The organism is Streptomyces coerulescens, assembly GCF_042657965.1.
GTDB lineage: Bacteria > Actinomycetota > Actinomycetes > Streptomycetales > Streptomycetaceae > Streptomyces > Streptomyces coerulescens.
In genome coordinates this window covers 383,152-406,695 of the sequence record NZ_JBHSKM010000008.1, presented here as the reverse complement: position 1 = coordinate 406,695, position 23,544 = coordinate 383,152, and the positions used below count along the sequence as shown (strand labels likewise).

Below are 23,544 nucleotides of genomic sequence, written 5' to 3'. Positions count from 1 at the left end.
GGGGCCGGGCTCAGCCGAACAGCAGCTGACTCAGCAGATACAGGTTCAGCCCGGACAGCACCAGGCACACGGCCACCCCGGTCCAGGTGGTGAGCGGGCGGTTGGCCAGGTCGCCCATCAGATCCCGGCGGCGGGTGAAGAGGACCAGCGGGAAGAGGGCGAAGGGGATACCGAAGGACAGGACCACCTGGGAGACGACCAGGGCGTTGTCCGGTGAGAGGCCCGTGCCGAGGATGACCAGCGCCGGCGCCATGGTCAGCCCACGGCGCAGGAAGAGCGGGATACGGCGGCGGATGAACCCCTGCATCACGACCTGCCCGGCGAAGGTGCCCACACCGGACGAGGACAGACCCGAGGCGAGCAGCGCCACCGCGAAGGCGAGCGCCGCCGCGCCGCCCACCAGCCGGCCCAGGCTTTCGTGCGCACCCTGCAGGCTGCCGTCGAAGCCGCCGCCGACGCCGTGGAAGAGGACCGCCGCGATGCAGATCATCGTGAGGTTGATCAGGCCCGCCAGGCCGAGTCCCGCGAAGCAGTCGATGCGCAGCCCGCGCAGGGCCGCCCGCTTGGCGAAGTCGTCGACCGGCCGCTTGCGTTGGGCGGTGACCGCGGAGTGCAGGTAGATGACGTGCGGCATGACCGTGGCACCGATGATGCCCACGGCCAGGGTGAGGGACTCGGTGCCCGCGAGGCGGGGTGCGAGGCCGGAGCCGACGCCGGAGACGGACGGGCCGCCGACCGCGAAGATCTGGTAGAGGAAGCCGAACCCGATCACGCCCAGCAGGAAGGTCGTGGCGAGCTCGAACGGGCGGTAGCCGAGGCGCTGCAGGGCGAGGATCGCGAAACTGATCACGGCGGTGGCCAGCCCGGCGGGGAACAGCGGAACCCCGAACAGCAGGTTCAGGGCGATGGCGGCGCCGACGAACTCGGCCAGGTCGGTGGCCATCACGACCAGTTCGGCCTGCACCCACAGAAATCCCGCCACCGGCCGGGGCAGATGGCGCCGGCACAGGGTCGGCAGGTCCTGCCCGGTCGCCAGACCCGTCTTGGCCGACAGGTACTGGACGAACATCGCCACGACGTTCGCCATCACCAGCACCCACACCAGGAGATAGCCGAAGCGGGCCCCGCCTGGAAGTTCGTCGCGAAGTTGCCGGGGTCCACATAGGCCACCGCGGCCACGAACGCCGGACCGTAGAAGGCGCGCCGGGCCCGCCGCACCTCGATCCGGGCCGGGGCGGCGACGGCGGTCGCCTGCTCCAGGGCGGGGGTCGTCATTCTGGGTTCCCTTCGGGCCGTGAAGTGGGACGTGGTGCCGCGCACCTGCCGCGCGGCACCACGTGAGGCAGGGGGACCGCTACTGCGCGTCCTCGTCGGGGTCCGGGTCGACGGGCGGTGTGCCGTACGTGAAGTAGGTCTCCTGTGGCAGGTTGGTCCCGCCGATGGCCGTCCCCGTGTCGATCTGGTCCATGGTCCAGGTACGGGTCTCGAAGTCCGGCTCCAGGATCAGCATCCCGGGGTCGCCGAACAGCTCGATCCGGTTGCCTCCGGGCTCGAACACGTACAGGAACGAGCTCTGTGTGATGCCGTGCCGGTCGGGGCCGGCCTCGATGGTGATGTCGTAGTCGCGGAACATCTCCGCCGCGTCCACCGTGTGCTGCTGAACCCCGTAGTAGAAGGCGACATGGTGCAGCCGGCCCTGGGCGCCGCGGGCGTCGCGCATCACCGCGACGTCATGGCTGAGCTGGCTGCTGCTCATCCACACCCCGGCCTCCACCTCGCCGTCCACAACGCGCTCGTTGGTGCGCAGCCGCAGATGCCGCTCGAAGGAGTCCTTCACCGGAGTGACGTCGCTGGCCAGGAGGTTGAGGTGGTCGATGCGCTTGATGGGCAGCCCCTGCAGGGGCTTTTTCGAGGGCCGGCTGAGGATCTTGCTGCGCAGCTCCTCGGGCGCCCGGTACTTCTCGGCCTCCCACAGCAGGTTCATCTGGTGTCCGTCCGGCGTGATGAACTCGTACGTCTTGCCGTAGCCGAACTCGTCCTCGTGCCAGGTGCCTTCGTAATTGCCGTCCTGCAGCGAGCGCACCCGGCGCTCCAGGGCCTCGGGGGACGTCGTCCGCAGCGCCGCGTGATCCATGCGCGCCACCGGACCCTCGGTGATCTTCAGGCTCCACTGGTACGGGTCCTCGTAGCCGCGCAGATAGACCGACTGGCCCTCGCGCTGGGTCTCGTACATGCCCAGCAGATCCTTGAAGAACCACAGGGTGCCGTCCGGGTCCGGCGTGTGGAGTTCGATGCGCGCGAGGTGCGCGATCTCGTGCCGATACTGTTCCTCGCTCATGTGTCGGTGCCTTTCCGGGCCGGGGCGACGGATCGACCGTTCGCCGTCTGCTGGGCGTTGCGTTCCTCGACGGTCACGTCGCCCGCCGCCCAGTGCGCGGGCTCGACCTCGCGAATGACGACCCGGATGCTCGCGAGCGGGGCGCCCACGGCACGGTGGGCCGCCTGGGTGAGCTCGTGGATGAGGGTCCTGACCTGCTCGGGCGAGCGCCCGGTGCCCAGGGTCACGTCGATGAACGGCATGTCAGCCTCCCGCGATGGTGATGGTGCCGAGGGTGGAGAAGTGGGCGCGGACACTCGCGCCCGGACGCACATGGACGGCGTCGGTCATGCCGCCGGTGAGCACGATCTGGCCCGGTTCCAGGGCGAGTCCGCGCGCACCGAGCGCGTTCGCGGCCAGGGCGAGGGCCTCCGCCGGGTGACCCTGGACGGCGGCGCCGGTGGCGGAGTCGACGACCTCGCCGTCGACCTCCAGCAGGGCCGCCTCGTGCGCGAGGTCCAGCTCTTCCGGGCGGCGGGCGACGGGGCCCAGCACGAACAGCGCGGAGGAGCTGTTGTCGGCCACCGCGTCGGCGAGGGTGAAGGAGAAGTCCTGGAACCGGCTGTCGATGATCTCGACGCCGGCGTGGACCCGGTCCACGGCGCGCAGCGCGGTCGCCGCCGTGACGCCCGGACCGGCCAGCCGCTCGCCCATCACGAACACGATCTCCGGTTCGGCGCGGGGGTGGATCAGCCGCTCACGCGGCACGGGTACGCCGGCCGGCAGCACCATGGCGTCCGTCAGCCAGGCCAGCGACGGCGAGTCGATGCCCATCCGGATCTGCTTGGCGCGCGACGTGAGACCGAGCTTGACGCCGATCAAGGTCTCGCCCCGCCGCATCCGTTGCTGCAGTGCCTCGTACTGCACCGTGTAGGCCCCGGCCAGATCCAGGTCGGGCCACTGCTCGGTGATGGGCCCTCGGGCGACCGCACGACGCTCCGCCTCCAGCAGAACCTCGGCGGCACGCCGTGTGTCACCGGGACGGATTTCGAGTGCCTCGGCCATGGGAGGCTGCCTCCTCTTTCATTTCGGGGCGGAGCGAGTGCCGCGGCCACCGCGGCGAGTCGGGGGTGTTCAGCGCGTGCGGACGGCGGTCACCGTGCCCAGGCCGGCCAGGGAGGCGGTCACGGTCGAGCCGGGGTCGAGCGGGACCGGGGGAGTGAGCCCGCAGACGAGGACCACGCTGCCCGCCGTGAGGGTGAACTCCGTGTGCTGCCAGGTGTTCGCCGCCCACACCAGCGCCTCCAGGGGCGAGCCGAGTGCCATGCCGCCGGCGCCGGTGGCGGCGACCTCGCCGTCGCGGTGGAGGACGACGCCGGCGAGCCGGAGGTCCGTGCCGGACGGCGCCGCCGGTGTCGTGCCGAGGATCACGGTGTGTCCGCCGGCGTTGTCGGCGACCAGGTCCGGGGCCGAGGCCGGGCCGTCCTCGATCCGGGAGTCGGCTATGTCCAGGGCGGGCAGCACACACTCCACCGCCCGGACGGCATCCGCTGTCGTGACACCGGGCCCGCTCAGCGGTGCGCCGAGGACGAACGCCAGGGCGGCGCCGATCTGAGGGCGGATCAGCCCGGGGGCGTCCAGCGGGCGATGTCCGGAGAGGAACATCCGCGCGGTCAGATGGCCGAGCACCGGCTCCGCCGCGTCCAGGGCGCGGCGTGCGGCCACGGACGTCAGCGCCACCCTGAGCCCGCGCACCGACTCGCCCTGGGCGATGCGCAGTTGAAGCAGTTCCGTCTGGACCCGGTAGGCATCGGCGAGCGTGGTCACCGTGCCGTCTCGGGTGGGGGAGGGCACGGGCTTGCCGGTCCGGTGGGCTTCGTGCAAACGCGTGGCCGTCCCGCGCAGCGCTTCGGCGACAGGAGCGGAATTCGGCATGGCTGGGCTCCTTGGTTTCCTTCGTCATCGGGGCATTCGCAGGGATGGGGCAGCCGTAAGAATTACGGCTGGGCGATTCCGGCACTTCCAGGAATGTCGTGCCGGTGAATGGAAGCGGTGAACGGAGCGAGTCAGCGAATGCGCAGCACCACGGCACGCGGTTCCGTGAAGAATTCCCGGGAGAACTGCCCGCCCTCCCGGCCCACCCCGCTGATCCCTTCGCCCCCGAACGGCATACGCAGATCACGCTGGAAATAGCAGTTCACCCACACCGTCCCGGCCTTCCAGCGGGCCGCCATGCGGTGGGCGCGGTCCAGGTCGGTGGTGAAGAGGATCCCGGCCAGCCCGTACCGCGTGGTGTTCGCCAGCCGCAGGGCCTCCTCCTCGGTGTCGAAGGGGATGACCGTCTCCACCGGGCCGAAGATCTCCTCCTGGGCGGTGCGGGAGTCGTTGTCCAGGCCGGTGATCACGGTGGGCGGGTAGTACCAGCCGTCGGCCAGCGGCCCGGCGGTGAGCTGTGCCCCGCCGGTGATCACGGTGCCGCCCTCCTTCCGGGCCAGCTCCACATAGCCGTGCACCTTCTCCAGGTGCCGTCGTTCGATGAGCGGGCCCATCGCGGTCCCGTGCTGTCGCGGGTCGCCGACCACGAGCTTCTCCGCCTCGGCGACGAAACGCTCCAGGAACTCCGGGAGTACGGCACGCTGCACCAGCAGCCGTGACCCGGCGAAACACACCTGGCCGCTGCCGCCGAAGATCGCCCTGACCGACTCCGGCACCGCGACGTCCAGATCCGCGTCGGCGAAGACGATGTTCGCGGACTTGCCGCCCATCTCCGCGGAGACCGGCGTCAGATGGGCCGCGGCGGCCCGCATCACGGCCGCCCCGGTCGCGCTGGAGCCGGTGAAGGTGACGCGGTTGACGCGGGGATCCCCGGTCAGCGGCCCGGCGACCTCGTCGCCGCCGAAGCCGTGCACGACGTTGAGGACGCCCTCCGGCAGCCCCGCCTCCAGCGCCAGCTCACCGAACCGGGACGCGGTCAGCGGGGTCTGCGGCGCCGGCTTGAGCACGACCGTGTTTCCGAAGGCGAGCGCGGGTGCCACCTTCCAAGTGGCCAGCATCAGCGGGGCGTTCCACGGGCTGATCGCGGAGACGACGCCCGCCGGAGGCCGCAGCGAATAGCCGAGGACCGGCCCGTCCGGATAGGCCTCGTCGGTGGCGAGAGCGGCGTAGTCGGCGAAGAAGCGCAGGTTGTGCGCCACACGAGGCATCTCCCCGTGCAGCGACTGCCGGATGATCTTTCCGCTGTCCAGCGTCTCCAGCAGCGCCAGCTCCTCGCGGTGCGCGTCCACCGCGTCGGCCACGGCGTACAGGATCCGGCGCCGCTCGGTCGGCGTCATCTGCGGCCACGGGCCCTCGTCGAACGCCTGCCGTGCCGCCGCGACCGCCCGCTCGCCGTCCCGCGTGGAGCCGCGCGCCACCGTGCCGAGCAATGAGTCGTCGTGCGGATTCCTGGTCTCGAAGGTGCGTCCGTCCACGGAGTCGACGGACCGGCCGCCGATCAGATGGTGAACGCTGCGCGTGTCCGTCGCGGCTGCGGCGCCGAGCGACATCTGAGAACCCCCTGGAAGCGGATGAATCATGTAGTCGCGGAATTTGGCCTCATCCTCCAGGGGGGTTGTGAAGGCAGTCAAGGGAGCGATTTTTTATTGACGAAGTCTTGGTGCTTGTTTCGCGTGGGTCCATTTTGTTTGACTCGCTGATCTGGGCCTGGGTAGCGTCGAGTGACCAGTGATGATGCAGGCGGAATTAGAGCGGCCTGCTCGTTTTATCGAGCGTTTGGCGGCGTTCACTTTCCGCTTTATTTCCCGTGGCTCGTTTAGGGGGACTTGTCAATCATGGGCTCAAGCCATCCGGCTGGACATGCCGACATAGGCATCATCGGGGGAGGAGCGTCCGCGGTCTGTCTGCTCGACGCGCTGGCCGAGGCCGGCCCGGCCCCGGGCGACGTCACGGTCTTCGAGCCCGACCCGCATCTGTGGCGTGGTCGGCCCTATCAGCCCGACCTCGACACGGTGCGGGTGAACATCCCACCCGAGGGCATGTCCGTGCGGTTCGGCGACCGGGAGCACTTCCCGCGCTGGCTCGCCGCGCGCGACGCGGTACTCGGCATGGCGGAGCCCGACTTCGTGGATCCGCTGAACAACCTCCGCTTCGTGCCCCGCGCCACCTACGGCGCCTATCTCGAGCAGTCCGCGCGCGATGCCGTGGCCCGGCTGCGCGCCACCGGCCGCCGGGTCGACGTGGTCCGCGCCCAGGTGACCTCCGCCGAACCGGCCGCCGACGGCCGGGTGACGCTGTACTACGGCGACGGGGAACGGCACACCGTCGGCCAGGCGGTGCTGTGCGTCGGACGTGGCCGGCCGGGCGACCCGTACCGGCTGGCGGGGCAGGAGGGATTCGTCGCCGACGCCTACCCGTTGGCGCGCACACTCCAGGAACTGGACCCCGACGACGACATCGGCGTCATCGGGGCGGGGCTCACCGGTGTCGACGTCGTCCTGTCGCTGCTCGCCCGCGGCCATCGCGGCAAGGTGCTGCTGGCCTCGCGCAGCGGCGTGCTTCCCCTGGTGCGGCAGACACCCCGCCCGCACACCCTGCGCCACTTCACCGCCGAGCGGTTCCAGGCGGCGGCACGTCGGCGCGAGACGGTGACGCTGGCACAGCTGACGGATCTGATGCGGGCCGAATTCGCCGAGGTGGGCGAGGACCTGAGTGCGGTGGCGCGGGAGATCACCGCACTCAACGAGGAGGATCCGGTACGGCGGCTGCGCCGGCATCTGGCCGAGGTGGACGCGTCCGGCATCGGACTGCGCATCCTCCAGCACGCGGTGCCCGCCACCGGGCCCGACGTGTGGCCGCTGCTGCCGCGGCACGAGAAGAACGCCGTGCTGCGCACCCACTACCGCGTCCTGATGAGCCTGTGCTGCCCGATGCCCGCGGCCACCGCGACCGCCCTGCTGGGCATGGTCGACAGCGGCCGGCTGGAGATCGTCCCCGATGTGCGCGGCATCAGGGCACGGCCGGGGGGCGGCTTCGTGCTGCACACCGGTGAGGACGGAGCCGGACATCACGCCGACCGTCTGGTCAACGCGGTGAGCCCGGCACCCGGCGGACTGCCGGCCCGCGCGCACGGGCTGATCACGTCCATGACCACGGCCGGGCTGGCCGAGCCGCACCCGCGCGGCGGTGTCCGCGTCGAGCGGGCCACCAGCCGCCTGGTGACCGCGGGTTCCCCCCACCCCGGCCTGTACGCCCTCGGGGACCTCGCGGCGGGCAGCCTCTTCTTCACCTTCGGGCTGCCCTCGATCGTCGACCGCGCCTACGACATCGCGCGCACGATCCACGCCCGCACCGGTGGCGCCTCACCCGCCGAGGACGACGCCCTGCTGAATGCCTGACGACCACCCTTCGCCCGGAGGAGACCATGACCACCGTTCCGCTGCCCGAGCAGACCGGCCTGCCCAACGACGTGCGCCCGATGACCGGCGAGGAGTATCTGGAGTCGCTGCGCGACGGCCGGGAGATATACATCTACGGGGAGAGGGTCAAGGACGTCACCCAGCACCCCGCCTTCCGCAACAGCGCCCGCTCGATCGCCCGGCTCTACGACGCACTGCACGCCCCGGAGGCGGAAGGCGTGCTGCGGGTGCCGACCGACACCGGCAACGGAGGCTTCACCCACCCGTTCTTCAAGACCCCGCGCACCTCCGACGACCTGGTCGCCGCCCGTGACGCCATCGTCGCCTGGCAGCGGCTGGTCTACGGCTGGATGGGCCGCACCCCCGACTACAAGGCCGCCTTCCTCGGCACGCTCGGTGCCAACGCCGACTTCTACGGCCCCTTCAAGGACAACGCGCTCTCCTGGTTCAAGCGCGCCCAGGAACGGGTGCTGTACTTCAACCACGCGATCGTGCACCCGCCGATCGACCGGGACAAGCCGGCCGACGAGACCGCGGACGTGTGCGTGCACGTCGAGGAGGAGACCGACGCCGGACTCGTCGTCTCCGGCGCCAAGGTGGTGGCCACCGGCTCGGCCCTGACCAACGCCAACTTCGTGGCCCACTACGGCCTGCCGCTGAAGGACAAGCGCTTCGGCGTCGTCTTCAGCGTCCCCATGGACACCCCGGGCCTGAAGCTGCTGTGCCGGACCTCGTACGAGATGACCGCCCAGGTGATGGGCAGCCCGTTCGACTACCCGCTGTCCAGCAGGCTGGACGAGAACGACGCCATCATGGTGATGGACCGCGTCCTCATCCCGTGGGAGAACGTCTTCATGTACGACGCGGAGGCGGCCAACTCCTTCGCCAACGGCTCGGGATTCGTGGACCGTTTCACCTTCCACGGCTGTGCGCGCCTCGCCGTCAAGCTCGACTTCGTCGCCGGCTGCGCCATGAAGGCGGTCGAGATGACCGGCACGGCGGGCTTTCGCGGGGTGCAGGCGCAGATCGGCGAGATCCTCAACTGGCGGGATCTGTTCTGGGGTCTGTCCGACGCCATGGCCAAGTCCCCGGTGGCCTGGACGGGCGGCGCGGTGCAGCCCAACGTCCGCTACGGGATGGCGTACCGGACGTTCATGGGGATCGGCTACCCGCGGATCAAGGAGATCCTCCAGCAGACCCTCGGCAGCGGCCTGATCTACCTCAACTCGCACTCCAGCGACTTCAAGAACCCCGAGATCCGCCCCTACCTCGACCAGTATCTGCGCGGCTCCGGCGGCGTCCAGGCCATCGACCGGGTCAAGCTGCTGAAGCTGCTGTGGGACGCGGTGGGCACCGAGTTCGGCGGCCGGCACGAGCTGTACGAGCGCAACTACGGCGGTGACCACGAGGCGGTCCGCTTCCAGACCCTGTGGGCCTATCAGGGCTCCGGCGAGGCCGACGCCCTCAAGGACTTCGTGGACGAGTGCATGGACGAGTACGACCTCGACGGCTGGCGGCGCGACGACCTGTTCAACCCGGGCGAACTCTCCTTCGTCCAGGGCCGATGAACCGCCCCTCGCAGGGCGCCGCGGCCGACGGCGACACCTGCCGGGACGCCGGCCCGCAACGGCTGCGCCGGGCACTCGGCCACTTCGCGAGCGGTGTCACCGTGGTGACGACGACGAGCGGGGGCCCCGAGCGGCCGCAGGCGCACGGCATGACGGCGAACGCCTTCACCTCGGTCTCCCTGGAGCCGCCGCTCGTGCTCGTCTCGATCTCCGAGCAGGCCCGCACCCACGAGCGCATCGCACGGACCGGACGGTACGGCGTGTCCATCCTGCGCGGCGAACAGGAGTCGCTGTCGTACCACTTCGCGGGCGGTGCCCAGAGCCCCGAGCTGCCGCGTTTCGTGTGGCGGGACGGACTGCCCCTGCTCGCCGGAGCGCTGGTGCACCTGTCCTGCCGGGTCCGGCAGACCCACCGGGCCGGCGACCACACGCTGTTCATCGGCGAGGTGGAGGGCCTGTGGTGCGGTTCAGGCGCCCCGCTGGTGCACTACCGGCGCGGGCTGCACACCCTCGCCGTCGACCCGGCCGACCCGGAGACGGGCGTCCCGCGGACGACCGTCGCCCCGACCGACACCGCACAGACAGGAAGGCCCATCCATGTCCGCTGATCTCGGAGCCAGGTCCTGGGACCAGCTGTTCGCCCGGCATGTCGCGGGCGACACCGGCGACCAGATCACCGCCATCCTCAACCAGTCCGGCGCGACCGACGCCATCGCCCTGTCCGGCGGCTTCCCGCACCCGCGGACCTTTCCGGCCGACGCCCTCGCGGAGAGCTTCGCCCGGGTCGTCGGGCAGCCCGCCGCTCTCCAGTACGGGCCCACCCAGGGGCTGCCCGGTCTGCGGGACTGGTTCGCCGGCTGGCTCGACCGCAACGAGGGCCGCCGGCCGGCGGAGGACGAACTGCTGGTCACCAGCGGTGGCATGGAGGGCCTGGGCCTCATCACCCGCAGTCTGCTGGACCCCGGGGACCGGGTCGTGGTGGAGGGCCCGACGTTCTTCGGCGCACTCGTCGGCTTCCAGCGCCAGCTGGCCCGGGTCGACACCGTGCCGGTGGACGCCGACGGCCTCGACGTGGCGGCCCTGGAACACCTCCTGAGCGACGGGTCCGCACCGGCCCCCAAGCTGGTGTACGTCATCCCGGACTACCAGAACCCGAGCGGACTGAGTCTGTCGCCGGAGCGCCGGCACGCCCTGGTCGAGCTGGCCCGCCGGCACGGCATGCTCATCGTCGAGGACGTCGCCTACCGGGAGCTCGGCTTCGACGGTGAGCGGCACCCCAGCCTGTGGGCGCTCGCGCCCGACGTGGTGGCGCAGGTCGGCACCTTCGCCAAGACCTTCACCCCGGGCATCCGCATGGGCTGGGTCACCGCCCCGGCGCGGCTCGTCGCCCAGCTGGCGCGGGCCAAGCAGAACACCGACCAGTGCACGGGACCGCTGGGCCAGCTGCTGCTGGAGGACTACGGGCGCTCCGGCGGCTTCGACGAGGGCATCGCGTTCTCGCGGGCCTTCTACCGGCAGCGCCGGGACGTGATGCTGGACGCCCTCGCGGAACACCTCCCCGAGGGAGTGACCTACACCCGTCCGCACGGCGGCTTCTTCAGCTGGCTCACGCTGCACGGGCGGCCGGGCGGGGTGGACACCGTCGCGCTCCAGCGGCGGGCGCTCGACGCCAAGGTCAGCTATGTGCCCGGCCGGGCCTTCTACGCCGACGAACGCGGTGGCGACAGCCTGCGCCTGGCGTTCAGCCGGGTCCCCGACGAACAGATCGCCGAGGGCGTGCGCAACCTCGCCGGGGTGCTCGCCGAGGCCGCCACCGGACACCGGGCGCGCTGACCGCCGCACCGACGACGAAGGACACTCACCATGCAGACCGTCTACAACGACCTGATCCGGCCGCCCGAGGCGCAACTGGCCGCCTTGCGCGAACTGCTGCTGCCCGAGTACAGCCCCAGCTGCCTGGCCGCCGACGCCGGGCCGCGGATCGCCGCGATCGGGGGCCTGAGCACCGTCGTGCGGGAACACCGGGTGATCGGGCCCGCCCTCACCGTCGACCTGCCCGAGGACCATCTGGTCGACATCCTGCCCGTGCTCGGCACCGCACGGCCCGGTGACGTCGTGGTCCTGGCCTGCCACGGCAATCTCCGGATGGCGATGTGGGGCGGCCTGATGGCGACTTTGTCTCAACTGGCGGGCATCGCCGGTGCGGTCGTCGACGGTGCCGTGCGCGATGTCGACGAGATGCGTGACCTGGGCTTCCCGGTCTGGTACCGGGCCGCGATGCCGCGCCGCTGCCCGCCCGCCGCGCCCCCTGGTGCCGAGGGTCCGGTTCAGGTCAATGTGCCGGTGGTCATCGACGGGGAGACCGTGCGACCGGGGGACATCGTCGTCGCCGACGAGAACGGGGTGGCCGTAGTGCCGCCCGCGGCCGTCGATGACGTGGTGACCGCCACCCGGGGGCTGCTCGACAAGGAACGCACCATCCGTGACCTGATGAACGGCGGCGCCACACTCGACGAACTTTTGGGACAGTTCGGACATCTGTGACGGAGAGACTAGTGGTGTCGCCTGCGGCCGGATGGCATGCTCGAGCCCGTGCCACGTGCGAAAGTGGGTCGACAGCGAAGTCAGTTGACGTCACGTCATCACGATGACCGGGCAAGGAGATTGACAGCATGGCAGTAGACCTGACCGCCGACAGTGCGGGATCGGTCGCCGATTTCAAGGTTGCCGACCTCTCACTCGCCGACTTCGGCCGCAGGGAGATCAAGCTGGCCGAGCACGAGATGCCCGGTCTGATGGCCCTGCGCGAGGAGTTCGGCCCGCAGCAGCCGCTGGCGGGCAAGAAGATTGCCGGCTCGCTGCACATGACCGTACAGACAGCGGTGCTCATCGAGACCCTGTCGGCGCTCGGCGCCGACGTCCGCTGGGCGAGCTGCAACATCTTCTCCACCCAGGACCACGCGGCCGCGGCCGTCGTGGCCGGTCCCGAGGGCAGCGCGGACGACCCCAAGGGCAGCTCGGTCTTCGCCTGGAAGGGCGAGACGCTCGAGGAGTACTGGTGGTGCATCGAGCAGCTGCTGACCTGGCCGGACGGATCCGGCCCGAACTCCATCGTCGACGACGGCGGTGACGCCACCCTGCTGGTGCACCTCGGTGCCGAGTACGAGGCGGCCGCCGCAGTCCCCGAGGGCCTGCCCTCGGACGCCGAGGAACACCTCATCGTCCTCGACGTGCTGCGCCGCTCGCTCGCCGACAACCCCGGCAAGTACACGGAGATGGCGAAGTTCATCACCGGCGTCACCGAGGAGACCACCAACGGCGTCAACCGCCTCTACCGGCTCGCGCGCGACGGCAAGCTCCTGTTCACCGGCATCAACGTCAACGACTCGGTGACCAAGAGCAAGTTCGACAACAAGTACGGCATCCGCCACTCGCTGATCGACGGCATCAACCGCGGCACCGATGTGATGATCGCCGGCAAGCTCGCGGTGATCTGCGGCTACGGCGACGTCGGCAAGGGCGCGGTGGCCTCCCTGCGCGGACAGGGCGCCCGGGTCGTGGTCACCGAGGCCGACCCGATCTGCGCGCTCCAGGCCGCGATGGACGGACTGAAGGTCGTCACCCTCGACGAGGTGGTCTCCTCCGGCGACATCTTCATCACCACCACCGGCAACCGCGACATCATCATGGCCGACCACATGGCCGGGATGAAGCACAACGCCATCGTCGGGAACGTCGGTCACTTCGACAACGAGATCGACATGGCGGGCCTGGCCAAGGTGCCGGGCATCCGCAAGACCGAGATCAAGCCCCAGGTGCACGAGTGGGCGTTCCCGGACGGCCACTCCATCATCGTGCTGAGCGAGGGGCGGCTGCTCAACCTGGGCAACGCGACCGGACACCCGAGCTTCGTGATGTCCTGCTCGTTCGCCAACCAGACCCTTGCGCAGATCTCGCTGTACGACCCGGACCAGGTCTACGGCCTCGACGTCTACACGCTGCCCAAGTACCTCGACGAGAAGGTCGCCCGGCTTCACCTGCCGGCGCTCGACGCCCACCTCACCACGCTGACCAAGGTGCAGGCCGACTACATCGGTGTCGAGGTCAGCGGCCCCTTCAAGCCGGACCACTACCGGTACTGAGCCGGGCGATCCGCTGTCACGGGCGTCCGCTCCCGGCCCACGGGTGCGGGCGCCCGCGACCGCACCACGCCCATGAACAACACACCCGTGGACCCTCCACGGGAGTCATCGACGGAGTGGGGGAACTCCTGTGCTCGACCTCGCGCGCGCCCGTGCCAACGACGACCGCTATCTGCTTCTGCTCGGCTCCGACATCCTGCTGCGCGAACGCGGCATCGTCTCGGCGCTGCGCACCTATCCCGGCCCGGTCGTCGGGATGAGCGAGACACCGGCCGCCGCGCCCGCCAACCGCTTCTTCGACCACGTGCTGAAGGCCGACTACTACGACGAGCGGCAGGCCCTCGAGGCGGTTCAGGACTTCGAGCGCGAGACGGGCCTGCGCCCGGGCGCGGTCGTCCCCATCATCGAGATGACCGTGCATGTCTCCGTCGCCGTGGCCCGCCACTACGGGCTGCCGCGGCTGTCCGAGGACTGCCTGGCCCGGGTCCGCGACAAGCACGCCATGAAGGAGGCCTTCGAGGCCGCCGGCGTGCCCTGCGCCCGCCACCGCCTGTTCGGCACGCTGCCGCAACTGCGCGAGGCAGCCAAGGAGTTGACGTTCCCGCTGGTGCTCAAGCCGCGCGACTTCGCCGGCAACGTCGGCACCATCAGGGTCAACGGCCCCGACGAGCTCGACGAGGCGTTCGTCTACTGCCGGGAGTCCCTGCTGGAGATCGCGCCGCTCTACGGCTTCGAGGACGGCCGCTTCCAGGCCGAGGAGTACGTCTCCTCCACCCACGAGGTCTCCGTCGAGGTGCTCAACCACCGCGGTCGCCGGACCGTGGTCGCCGTGACGGACAAGTCCAAGGCACCCGCGCCCTACTTCTCGGAGAAGGGCCAGCTGGTGCCGAGCGCCGACTCCGGTAACCAGACCCTGCGCCAGGTCGCCCTGGACGCCTGTGCCGCCCTGCAGATCGAGCACGGCCTCGCCCATGTCGAAGTCCTCGTCGACGGCGACCGGTTGAGCGTCGTGGAGGTCGCGGCCCGACCGGGCGGCGACGGCATCATGGACCTGATCTCCCGGGTGTACGGGTTCAACCCCTACGACCTGCACATGGCCTCCTACACCGACACGTTGGACGGCGTGCCGGAGCTCACCGGCGAACCGGCCGGCATGGCGGCCACCGCCTTCCTCAAGGCGCCCGCGGGCACCATCACCGAGGTGAAGCCCGTCCACGACCTCACGCCCGAGGAAGTGGGCCTCTACATCACGGCACAGGTGGGCGACTGGTCCCGGCCGCAGACCTCCTACCTCGCACGGGACGGCGTGCTGGAGTGCTTCCAGCGGGGCGAGAGCGACCAGAAGGCGTTCCGGGCACGGGTCGACGAACTGGCACGGCAGCGCACGGAGCAGATCTTCACGGTCACGGATTCCTGACCGAACCCCGTCCGCCCTGCGGACGGTTTCTGAATGACGGCATACGGGGGAGTAGCGCCGCGCATGATCATGAGTACGTTCCGCACGGTCGCCGGCCTCAACCGGGACCTGCGCACCCTGTTTGTGAGCACCCTGCTGTTCCGGGCCGGGACGATGGCGTTCCCGTTCCTCGGCGCATACCTGCTGGGCGAGAACCGCTACGACGCCGGTGAAGTCGGCCTGGTGGTCGGCGCGTTCGGTGTGGGGGCACTGCTGGCCGACGTGGGCGCGGGCCTGCTGCTCGGCCGGCTGCGCCCGGTCACGGTGATGCTCGGCGGCTCGATCGGCTATGCCCTGGTCCTCACCGTCGTACCACTGCTCTCCGGCGTACCGGCGCTGCTCGTGGCCACGCTCGTGTGGGGCATGGCGTTCGAGATCTTCACCCCCGCGGCCTACTCGCAGGTCGTGGCCAGTTCCTCGCCCGAGCAGCGCAAGGTCGCCTTCTCCTGCAACCGGCTGGCGATCAACCTGGGCATGGGCGTGGGTCCGGCGGTGGGCGGCGTGCTGTTCACACTGGCGCCCCAGGCGCTGTTCTACGTCAACGCCGCGTGCGTGCTCGCCTCGGCGGTGGTGCTGCGTCTGCGCGGCCCGTCGTCCACCGCGAACGACAGCCTGTCGGCGGGCCCGTCCCGGCTGGTCTCTCCCACACTCCGCGACGAGTCCCGGTTCTGGACCCTGTTCGTCCTGGCGCTGCCCATACACATCGCCTACGCGCTGCCGCCCATCCTGCTGAGCACCTACATCATCGAGGGCGTGGGCCTGCCCGCCTACTGGACCAGCGTGGTCTTCGTGGTCAACGCCGCCGCGATCGTGCTCTTCGAAGTGCCCCTGAACAAGGCCATGGCAGGGATGTCGCATCTGCGCTCGCTGCTGATCGGCTATGTGTTCACCGCCGCGGGCTTCGCCCTGACCGGCCTGACGTCGAGCGGTCCCCTGCTGGCGCTCATCGCCCTGATCTGGACCACGGGGGAGATGATCGTCTTCCCGGCCCTGCTGAGCTATGTCACCCATCTCTCCGACCCGTCGATCACCCATCGCAACGTCAGCCTGTACTCCGCGGGCGTCAACGTCGGGTTCATCACGGCCCCGCAGATCGGGGCGGCCCTGACCGCCGGCCGCTCCGCCGGCACCCCCTGGCTGGCCACGGGCGCGGCGGTGGCCGTGGCGAGCGTGCTGATGCTGGTGGCCCGCCGGGGTTCCGCCACCTGGCGTCCGGACGAACCGGAGGCGCGGGAGCGGGAGGCGGCCGAGCAGGAGACCGTGAGGCCGGCCGGCTGACGGTGCGGGCCCCGGACGGGGCCTCGCACCGAACTCACCGCCGGGTCAGGTGAGGTCGCGCATCCGCCGGATCGGGCTGGTCCACACGGCGACGGGGGCCAGGAACGCGAGGGCGCAGATCAGCCACAGCGAGCCCCGGTTGCCGGCCGCCGTCGCCACGGCGCCGGCCGTGAGCGCGCCGAAGGGCACCGCGCCCCAGGACACGAACCGCACCGTGGCCATCACCCGCGGCAGCAGATCGGGCGGTGTGACGGTCTGCCGGTGCGTGCGGGTGAGGATGCTCAGCACGACCACGCTCGCCCCGAAACCGATGTTGCCCAGCGCGAACAGCAGCAGCCCCCAGCCGCTCGTGGACAGCGGCATCAGCAACGCCACCGAGGCGCCGAACAGGGTGGTGACCAGCAGGGTGCGGGCGCTGCCCAGACGCTCGGCGAGACGGGGGGTGAGCGCCGCCCCGATGAGACTGCCGAGGCCCTCCGTGGCGATCAGCACGCCGACCAGGGCCACGGGTGCGTCGAGCGTGCGCACCAGGAAGACGGGCAGCAGTGCCATGAAGGCACCGCAGGTGAAGTTGACCAGGGTCGCGGCCGCCACGCAGGGCCGGATCGCGGGGTGCCGGGCCACGTACCGCCAGCCCTCCTTGATCAGGTCCAGCGTCGACTCGCCCCGCTCGGGCTGCTTCGCGGGGGCGGGCCGCGGGAGGCTGCGCAGCAGCACGGCGGAGGTGAGATAGCTGACGGCGTCGAAGAGGAGGCTGGCGGCGCCACCGAACAGCTGCACCAGCACACCGCCCAGTGACGGGCCGCCCAGCTGGGTGGCCGAGACCGAGGCGGAGGTCAGGCTGTTGCGGGCGGTCAGCTCGTCCTTGCTGACGATCGACGGCAGGAAGGTGGAGTTGCCCACGTCGAAGACGACGGTGGCCAGCCCGATCACCAGCGCCACCAGGACGAGCTGGGCGAGATGCAGTACGTCGAAGGCGGCGGCCACCGGCACCGACAGGACGGCGACCGCCCGTACGAGGTCCATCGCGACCTGCGTGCCACGCAGCGGCAGACGCTGCACGATGACTCCGGCCGGCAGACCGATCACGATCCACGCGGCGTACTGTGCGGCGGTCAGGAAGCTGACCTGAAGGCTGGACGCGTGCAGGACGGTCACGGCCACCAGCGGCAGGGCGACCGTAGTGATCGCGTCGCCGACGCTGCTGATGGTGGAGGCCGTCCAGTACCGCCAGAAGGCGGACGCCGAATTCCGCCGGTCGCCGGCCGAGGAGCCCGGCCGCACGTCCTGAGGCGCCGTCAAGAGATCTCCACCTCCAGCGTCAGGTCCTTGCAGCGCTGCACGACGAGGCTCACCCAGGCCTGCGGGGCGTCCGGGTCGAAGGAACGCATGGTCTCCAGCGCCCAGTACTCCCCGAACGACAGGGCCTTGGGCTGGGTCTCCCGGAACCGGCGGGCCCGCCATTTGGGGGTGCGCGAGCCGAAGTTGCCCTCGCTCTCCAGCAGCGCGTCCACGGTGTGCCCGAGTGCCTTGCGCGCGGACAGCACCGCGCTGTCGAGATCCTGGGCCGCCAGCTGTCCGACGGCGTCCTCGATGGAGGCGTCGGCCTCCGCGAGCGAGCGCGTCGTGACGAAGGCCCGGAAGGCGGAGGCCTCGACCTGCCGCCTGCACTCCTCCGCCCAGGAGGAGCCGCTGAGGGTCAGACAGGTACTCATCCGCTCCAGGAACAACTCCTCGGCGTCCACCAGCGCCTTGGCGGTGGTGTTGTCCGCCTCGAACTGCTCCCAGGTGACCTTGTCGAGCATCTGGCGGACCTGGCTGTCGAGCCAGTACTTGATCTCCCAGCGACGCCCGTCCACATGCAGGACGAACGCGGGGACGACGGCCGGAGTCAGCGGCACGGGGATGTTGCGGGCGCCCTCGTGCGTCCAGGGGGTCGTGGAGATGATGTTGAAGTCGTAGTCGCTGCTGTCGTTGGACCATCCCCGCGCGACCGAGCCCACACAGCACACCGCGAGGCAGCCGTCCGGTATGAGCCCTCGGCGATCCATTTCCTCCAGGCAGCCGGTCAGGCTCGCACTCATGGTTCTACCTCCCCGTTCAGACCTCGGCTCAGAGTTCAACACAATGCAGAGGGCGTCAACTGCCACGTGAGACACGGGAGTCGGGGCGGCGGGGGCCGCCGCGGCCGCCCGTCAGAGCCAGACCGACAAGGGGGTGTCGGTCTCCTCCGGGGCGAAGGACCCGTGGTCGTAGCGGTACTCCGGATCAGTGAGGAAGGCCTCCCCCTCCGCCACCAGGAGCACGTCCCCGACCCGGGCCCGGCCGGGTGAGCCGGGCCGGAGGAGCTCGTCCGCGGACAGGACCCGGATGTCGTCCGGGAGTTGCCCGCGCACCCGTGCGGCCAGCTCCGGGCCGCTGCCGCGCCGTGGGTAGAGCCAGCGGGTCCGCCCGGCGCCGCCCATTGCGAAACCGTGCCGTTGTCCCAGGTCGTCGAGCAGGCCGGCGAGGGCCGGGTCGTGCCGGGTGGGCACCAGACCGTGATCGGCATGGGCCACGACCAGGACGTCGCGTGTGGTGAGATCGGCGGCGAACTCTCCGAGGGCGGTGAGGACTTCGGTGGTGTGGTCGTCGTATCCGGACCGGTGCACATGCTGGTCGACCTCGACGTAGCACCAGAGGAGACAAGGCTGCCGCGTGCCGTGCCGGGCGAGTGTCTCGTCGATCGCCGTCCTGATCCGTTCGGCCACCTCGGCGGCCGGGCGAGGGCGGTAGGTGCCGTGTTCGGTGTAGAAGCGGTGGCCGGTGACCGGCCTGGCGTGTGCCAGCAGTGCGTCGCGCCAGGAACAGACGTAGTGCTCCATGTCGCCGAGCACCGCCAGCGGAGCTCGGCCGAGGCGGGCCGCGTCCGAGAAGACGTTGTCCGAGACGGGCGTCAGGTCCGGGCCCCGGTGGTCGAGGAAGTTGACCAGACCGCCGTCGCCGGAGGGGTCGGAGAAGACCACGCCGGGAACCGCGTGGTCGGCCACGTCCAGACCGGACAGGGCGCTGAGCCAGCAGGCGGAGGACGTCGTCGGAGCCACGGAACGCATCAGCCGGGTCCGCGCCGAGTGCCAACAGGCCCGCGCGGCGCTCAGGTTGACCCCGTCGAGGGCGAGCACCACGACATGACGGGTGTCGTACGCGGCCATCAGACCGGCGAGTTCGGCACGGAAGTCGGTGACGGACAGGGGCGGAGGGGAGTGCACCGGAGACGACCCCTTCCTGGGCCGGGCCACGGGGACGGGGCATCGAGCCTAGGACCCCCGGGCCCGGCCACGTCAAGATCGGCCGAAGCCCCGACCTGCCCCGGGCCCCCTCCTGTTGCCGCCTTGCGGAGATAGGAACCCCGACCCGGCTGGACCCCGGGCAGGTGGCCGGAAAAGGCTGGACGGCGAGCCTCACCGGCTCACCGCGGCTCGCACCGCCGCCCTTTGTCAGCCGTCGGCACGTCAGGACGTCAAGAGAGGTCACCATGGAGCAGGCCCTCGACCGCAGCCGGACCGAGACGGTGCACGGGGCCGGCACCCGGCCGGTCACCGGTGCCTGGCTGCCGGGACAGCCGGCCGGGCGCCGCTCCTGGTTCGAACTGCCCGAACCGCTGAAGCTGGAGTCCGGCGAGACCCTGCCCGACGTCGCCCTCGCCTTCGAGACCTGGGGGACCCTCGCGCCCGACGGCTCCAATGCGGTGCTCGTGCTGCACGCGCTCACCGGCGACAGCCACGCGGCGGGCCCGGCGGGCTCCGGACACCCCACCCCCGGCTGGTGGGACGCCTGCATCGGCAGGGGCCGGCCCCTCGACCCCGCGCACTGGTTCATCGTCGTCCCCAACGCGCTCGGCGGCTGCCAGGGCAGCACCGGGCCCTCCTCCACCGCCCCCGACGGCCGGGCCTGGGGCAGCAGGTTCCCCGCCGTGACGCTCCGGGATCTGGCGAGTGCCGAGGCGGCGCTCGCCGACGCCCTCGGTATCTCGCGCTGGGCGGCCGTGATCGGCGGCTCGCTGGGCGGGATGCGGGCCCTGGAGTGGGCGGCCGACCATCCCGAGCGGGTGGCCCGGCTCGGTCTGCTCGCCTGCTCGGCGGTGGCGTCCGCCGACCAGATCGCCTTCTCCGCCGCCCAGGTGCACGCCATCACCGCCGACCCGCACTGGCACGGCGGCGACTACTACGACGCCCCCGCCGGCCGCGGCCCGCACCGCGGCCTCGGCATCGCCCGGCGCATCGCCCACCTCACCTACCGCAGCGCGCCCGAGCTGAACGGGCGTTTCGGGACCCGGCCGCAGGGCGACGAGGACCCGCTCGACGGGGGACGGTACGCCGTCGAGTCGTATCTCGACCACCAGGCCGACAAGCTGCTGAGCCGCTTCGACGCGGGCAGCTATGTGACGCTCACCCGCGCCATGAGCAACCACGACGTGGGCCGGCACCGGGGCGGTGTGCGGGCGGCGCTGCACCGGATCCAGGCGCCCACCGCCGTGGCCGGCATCACCAGCGACCGGCTCTTCCCGCTGTGGCAGCAGCGTGAACTCGCAGAAGGGCTGCCCGACTGCCGCCAGTTCCGGGTGATCGGCTCCGCCCAGGGCCACGACGCCTTCCTCACCGAGACCGAGCAGGTCGCCGCCTTCCTCACCGACCTCCTCGGCTGAGCACCGCACGACACGACCCCAGGGAACCCAGCATGGTCAGTCACACCGCCGACGGCGCCACCGACCCCGAGGCCCGCACCGGGCACCGGCCGGAGTGGTCCTTCGAGACCCGTCAGATCCACGCGGGCTCCGCTCCCGACCCCACCACGGGCGCCAGGATCGTGCCGATCTTCCAGACCGGCTCGTACGTGTTCGACGACGTCGACCACGCGGCCCGGGTCTTCGGTCTGGAACAGCCCGGCTACATCTACTCGCGCGTCCAGAACCCCACCAGTGAGGCCCTGGAGAAGCGGCTCGCCGACCTCGAAGGCGCCCTGGAGGCCGTGGTGTTCGCCTCCGGCCAGGCGGCCATCACCACCTCGCTGCTCAACGTCTGCGGCACCGGCAGCCATGTGGTGGCGAGCGCGGCCCTGCACGGCGGCAGCTACAACCTGCTCCGCTACACCCTGCCCTCGTACGGCATCGAGACCACGTTCGTCGACGACCCGGACGACATGGACGCCTGGCGCGCCGCGATCCGTCCGACGACACGGATCGTCTTCGGCGAGACCGTCGGCAACCCGCGCAGCAACCTCCTCGACATCCCGGCCATCGCCGACATCGCGCATACCGCCGGTGTCCCGCTCATGATCGACAACACGGCGCTCACGCCGTATCTGCTGCGCCCGCTGGAGCACGGCGCCGACCTGGTCGTGCACTCCACCTCGAAGTACCTCTCCGGGCACGGCACCCTCATCGGCGGCGTCCTGCTGGACGGCGGCAGCTTCGACTTCGGTGCCGCCCCCGAGCGGTTCCCCGAGTTCAACGACCCCGACGCCAGCTTCCACGGGCTGCGCTACTGGCCGACGTACGGACCCGGCGCCTTCGCCAAGCGGCTGCGCACCCGGCTGATGCGTGACATGGGACCGACCGCGGCGCCGATGAACAGCTTCCTCGTCCTGCAGGGCGTGGAGACGCTGTCGCTGCGCATGGCCCGGCACGCCGACAGCGCGCTGCAACTCGCCGCCTGGCTGGAGAGCCGGCCCGAGGTGAGCGCGGTGCACTACCCCGGACTGCCGTCCAGCCCCTGGCACGGGTTGTCCCGGCGGCTGGCTCCGCGCGGCGCCGGCGGGGTCGTGGCCTTCGACCTGGCCGGCGGCATGGAGGCCGGCGCACGCTTCGTGGACGCACTCGAGCTGATCAGCCATCTGGCCAACCTCGGCGATGTGCGCACCCTCGTGGTGCACCCGGCCAGCACCACCCACTACCAGCTCACCGACGAACAGAAGCTCGCCGCGGGCGTCACGCCCGGTCTGATCCGGCTCTCCGTCGGCCTCGAAGCGGTCGAGGACCTCAAGGCGGACCTGGCCGCGGGCCTGCGAGCGGCCGGTACCGGAACGGCCGAGGAGCCGCAGGCCGTACCCGTGGGACGCGCCGTATGACCGTCCTGGTGCTGCACCGCGGCGCGCTCGCGGACAGCCCGTACCACGAGTGGCTGGCCGGCTACTACGGCCGGATCGTGCTGCTCGCCTCCGCCGGACATCTCGCCCCCGGCGAGACGCTGCCGTGGGAGCACGAGGCGTACGCGCACGTCGAGGCGTTCGACGACTACGACGACCATCCCGACGTCGAGCGACGGGCCCTCGAACTCGCCGTCAAGTTCGGCTGCGGGTATGTGGTGGCCTGTGCGGAACGCGACCTGGAGCGGGCCGCCCGGATCCGGGCGGCGCTCGACCTGCCCGGCGCGCGCCCCGCGGCCGTCCTCCCGTTCCGCGACAAGTGGGAGATGAAACGCGTCGCGGCCCGATCGGGCCTGCCGGTGGCCGCGCAGGCCCTGCTCACCGGGGGCGGTGTCCTGCGGGACTTCGTCGCCCGGCACGGTCTGCCGGTCGTGGTGAAGCCGCGCCGAGGCGCCGGATCCGTCGGTGTGCGGGTGCTGTCCGAGCCGGCCGAGGCGGAGGCGTACGACGCCGCGCCGGTGGCCGCCGCGGCGGACGGGGAGCCGGCCGAACTGGTCGAGGCCTTCGTGCCGGGCGAGATGTTCCACGTCGACGGGCTGGTGCTCGACGGACGGATCGTCACCATGTGGCCGTTCGAGTACCTCTTCCGGCTCGCGTCCTTCCGCGTGGACCGGGGCTCACGGCTCGACCTGTCGCTGGACCCCTCCGACCCGCTCACGGCCCGGCTGCTCGACTTCGCCGAGCGGGTCCTGGCGGCCCTGCCCCGCCAGCGCCACCACGCCTTCCACATCGAGGTGTTCCGTACGCCCGATGACGAACTGGTCCTGTGCGAGGCGGCCTGCCGTCCGCCCGGCGCCGCCCTGCGGCATGTGCACCGGGCGATGTACGGCTTCGACCCGGCCGAGGCCGCCGTACGCGCCGAACTGGCTCTGCCCGCAGCGCCGGGCGCGGCACTCACCGGGGAGCGGCTCGCGCCGCAGGCCATGGCGGGACAGCTGCTGATCATGAAACGGCCCGGACGGGTACGGCGGTTGGCGCACGGAGTGGCGGAGAGCAGCGGGGTGACCTGGCACCGCACCAACGCGGAGCCCGGCGGTCTGCTCACCGCGCCGAAGGCCTCCAGCGACGTGCTGACGGCCACCGTGGTCCGGGCCGCGGACCGGGCCGGGTGCGAGAGCAGGATGCGGGCGCTGGGCGCCCGCATCCTGGCGGAGACGGAGATCGTCCCGGAGGGCTGAGCCACTCC

21 protein-coding genes are annotated in these 23,544 nt (G+C 71.1%); 11 read left to right on the top strand and 10 right to left on the bottom strand.

Features of this window, described 5'->3' with window-relative positions; translation table 11 throughout:
- Positions 1-10 precede the first annotated feature (10 nt).
- The 7 genes from ACFPQ9_RS16190 to ACFPQ9_RS16160 form a co-directional block, all read right to left on the bottom strand.
- Positions 11-1,087, bottom strand: a complete 1,077-nt coding sequence (locus tag ACFPQ9_RS16190; protein WP_380853261.1) for an Nramp family divalent metal transporter — start codon at positions 1,085-1,087, stop codon at positions 11-13.
- Positions 1,087-1,275: a hypothetical protein gene (locus ACFPQ9_RS16185; protein WP_380853259.1), complete on the bottom strand. Its 189-nt coding sequence runs from the start codon at positions 1,273-1,275 to the stop codon at positions 1,087-1,089. The genes ACFPQ9_RS16190 and ACFPQ9_RS16185 overlap by 1 nt, the downstream gene beginning before the upstream one ends.
- 79 nt (positions 1,276-1,354) lie before the next feature.
- On the bottom strand, positions 1,355-2,338 hold the full coding sequence (locus ACFPQ9_RS16180; protein WP_380853257.1) for a VOC family protein: 984 nt from the start codon (positions 2,336-2,338) through the stop codon (positions 1,355-1,357).
- Positions 2,335-2,580, bottom strand: a complete 246-nt coding sequence (locus tag ACFPQ9_RS16175) for a tautomerase family protein (protein ID WP_380853255.1) — start codon at positions 2,578-2,580, stop codon at positions 2,335-2,337. The genes ACFPQ9_RS16180 and ACFPQ9_RS16175 overlap by 4 nt, the downstream gene beginning before the upstream one ends.
- 1 nt (position 2,581) lies before the next feature.
- A complete protein-coding gene (locus ACFPQ9_RS16170; RefSeq protein ID WP_380853253.1) occupies positions 2,582-3,382 on the bottom strand; it encodes a 2-keto-4-pentenoate hydratase in 801 nt (266 codons plus the stop codon).
- A 69-nt stretch (positions 3,383-3,451) separates the two neighbouring features.
- The gene (locus ACFPQ9_RS16165; protein ID WP_380853251.1) at positions 3,452-4,252 is read right to left on the bottom strand and encodes a 2-keto-4-pentenoate hydratase; all 801 of its coding nucleotides are present in this window, start codon (positions 4,250-4,252) and stop codon (positions 3,452-3,454) included.
- A gap of 131 nt (positions 4,253-4,383) precedes the next feature.
- On the bottom strand, positions 4,384-5,862 hold the full coding sequence (locus ACFPQ9_RS16160) for an aldehyde dehydrogenase (protein WP_380853249.1): 1,479 nt from the start codon (positions 5,860-5,862) through the stop codon (positions 4,384-4,386).
- A 285-nt stretch (positions 5,863-6,147) separates the two neighbouring features.
- On the opposite strand from ACFPQ9_RS16160, the gene ACFPQ9_RS16155 reads away from it, so the two are divergent.
- The 8 genes from ACFPQ9_RS16155 to ACFPQ9_RS16120 all read left to right on the top strand — a co-directional run bounded on the left by ACFPQ9_RS16155 (position 6,148) and on the right by ACFPQ9_RS16120 (position 16,175).
- Positions 6,148-7,710, top strand: a complete 1,563-nt coding sequence (locus ACFPQ9_RS16155) for an FAD/NAD(P)-binding protein (RefSeq protein WP_380853247.1) — start codon at positions 6,148-6,150, stop codon at positions 7,708-7,710.
- Between the two features lie 26 nt (positions 7,711-7,736).
- The gene (locus ACFPQ9_RS16150) at positions 7,737-9,299 is read left to right on the top strand and encodes a 4-hydroxyphenylacetate 3-hydroxylase family protein (protein ID WP_380853245.1); all 1,563 of its coding nucleotides are present in this window, start codon (positions 7,737-7,739) and stop codon (positions 9,297-9,299) included.
- Positions 9,296-9,907: a flavin reductase family protein gene (locus tag ACFPQ9_RS16145; RefSeq protein WP_380853243.1), complete on the top strand. Its 612-nt coding sequence runs from the start codon at positions 9,296-9,298 to the stop codon at positions 9,905-9,907. Before ACFPQ9_RS16150 ends, ACFPQ9_RS16145 begins: the two co-directional genes overlap by 4 nt.
- Complete coding sequence (locus tag ACFPQ9_RS16140) at positions 9,897-11,132, top strand: aminotransferase-like domain-containing protein (RefSeq protein ID WP_380853241.1); 1,236 nt, start codon at positions 9,897-9,899, stop codon at positions 11,130-11,132. Before ACFPQ9_RS16145 ends, ACFPQ9_RS16140 begins: the two co-directional genes overlap by 11 nt.
- Positions 11,133-11,162: 30 nt before the next feature.
- Positions 11,163-11,843, top strand: coding sequence for an RraA family protein (locus tag ACFPQ9_RS16135; RefSeq protein ID WP_380853239.1), 681 nt, complete (start codon positions 11,163-11,165; stop codon positions 11,841-11,843).
- 128 nt (positions 11,844-11,971) lie between these two features.
- Positions 11,972-13,441, top strand: a complete 1,470-nt coding sequence (gene ahcY / locus ACFPQ9_RS16130; protein WP_380853237.1) for an adenosylhomocysteinase — start codon at positions 11,972-11,974, stop codon at positions 13,439-13,441.
- Positions 13,442-13,571: 130 nt separating this feature from the next.
- Positions 13,572-14,858, top strand: coding sequence for an ATP-grasp domain-containing protein (locus ACFPQ9_RS16125; RefSeq protein ID WP_380853235.1), 1,287 nt, complete (start codon positions 13,572-13,574; stop codon positions 14,856-14,858).
- Between the two features lie 63 nt (positions 14,859-14,921).
- On the top strand, positions 14,922-16,175 hold the full coding sequence (locus ACFPQ9_RS16120) for an MFS transporter (protein ID WP_380853233.1): 1,254 nt from the start codon (positions 14,922-14,924) through the stop codon (positions 16,173-16,175).
- 45 nt (positions 16,176-16,220) lie between these two features.
- Here ACFPQ9_RS16120 and ACFPQ9_RS16115 read toward each other — a convergent pair whose 3' ends face one another.
- From ACFPQ9_RS16115 to ACFPQ9_RS16105, 3 genes are all read right to left on the bottom strand, one after another.
- A complete protein-coding gene (locus ACFPQ9_RS16115; protein WP_380853232.1) occupies positions 16,221-17,477 on the bottom strand; it encodes an MFS transporter in 1,257 nt (418 codons plus the stop codon).
- Positions 17,474-18,259 (bottom strand): hypothetical protein, encoded by a 786-nt coding sequence (locus ACFPQ9_RS16110; protein ID WP_380853230.1) that lies wholly within the window; start codon positions 18,257-18,259, stop codon positions 17,474-17,476. Before ACFPQ9_RS16110 ends, ACFPQ9_RS16115 begins: the two co-directional genes overlap by 4 nt.
- A 111-nt stretch (positions 18,260-18,370) precedes the next feature.
- Positions 18,371-19,423 (bottom strand): alkaline phosphatase family protein, encoded by a 1,053-nt coding sequence (locus tag ACFPQ9_RS16105; RefSeq protein WP_380853228.1) that lies wholly within the window; start codon positions 19,421-19,423, stop codon positions 18,371-18,373.
- A gap of 266 nt (positions 19,424-19,689) precedes the next feature.
- Here ACFPQ9_RS16105 and metX point away from each other — a divergent pair, with 266 nt between their 5' ends.
- The 3 genes from metX to ACFPQ9_RS16090 are packed head-to-tail and all read left to right on the top strand — an operon-like array spanning position 19,690 to position 23,536.
- Positions 19,690-20,859 (top strand): homoserine O-acetyltransferase MetX, encoded by a 1,170-nt coding sequence (gene metX, locus ACFPQ9_RS16100; RefSeq protein WP_380853226.1) that lies wholly within the window; start codon positions 19,690-19,692, stop codon positions 20,857-20,859.
- Between the two features lie 32 nt (positions 20,860-20,891).
- Positions 20,892-22,280: an O-acetylhomoserine aminocarboxypropyltransferase/cysteine synthase family protein gene (locus tag ACFPQ9_RS16095; protein WP_380853224.1), complete on the top strand. Its 1,389-nt coding sequence runs from the start codon at positions 20,892-20,894 to the stop codon at positions 22,278-22,280.
- Positions 22,277-23,536 carry an ATP-grasp domain-containing protein gene (locus ACFPQ9_RS16090; RefSeq protein ID WP_380853222.1) on the top strand — a complete coding sequence of 420 codons (1,260 nt, stop codon included), beginning with the start codon at positions 22,277-22,279 and terminating at the stop codon, positions 23,534-23,536. Before ACFPQ9_RS16095 ends, ACFPQ9_RS16090 begins: the two co-directional genes overlap by 4 nt.
- Positions 23,537-23,544: the final 8 nt, after the last annotated feature.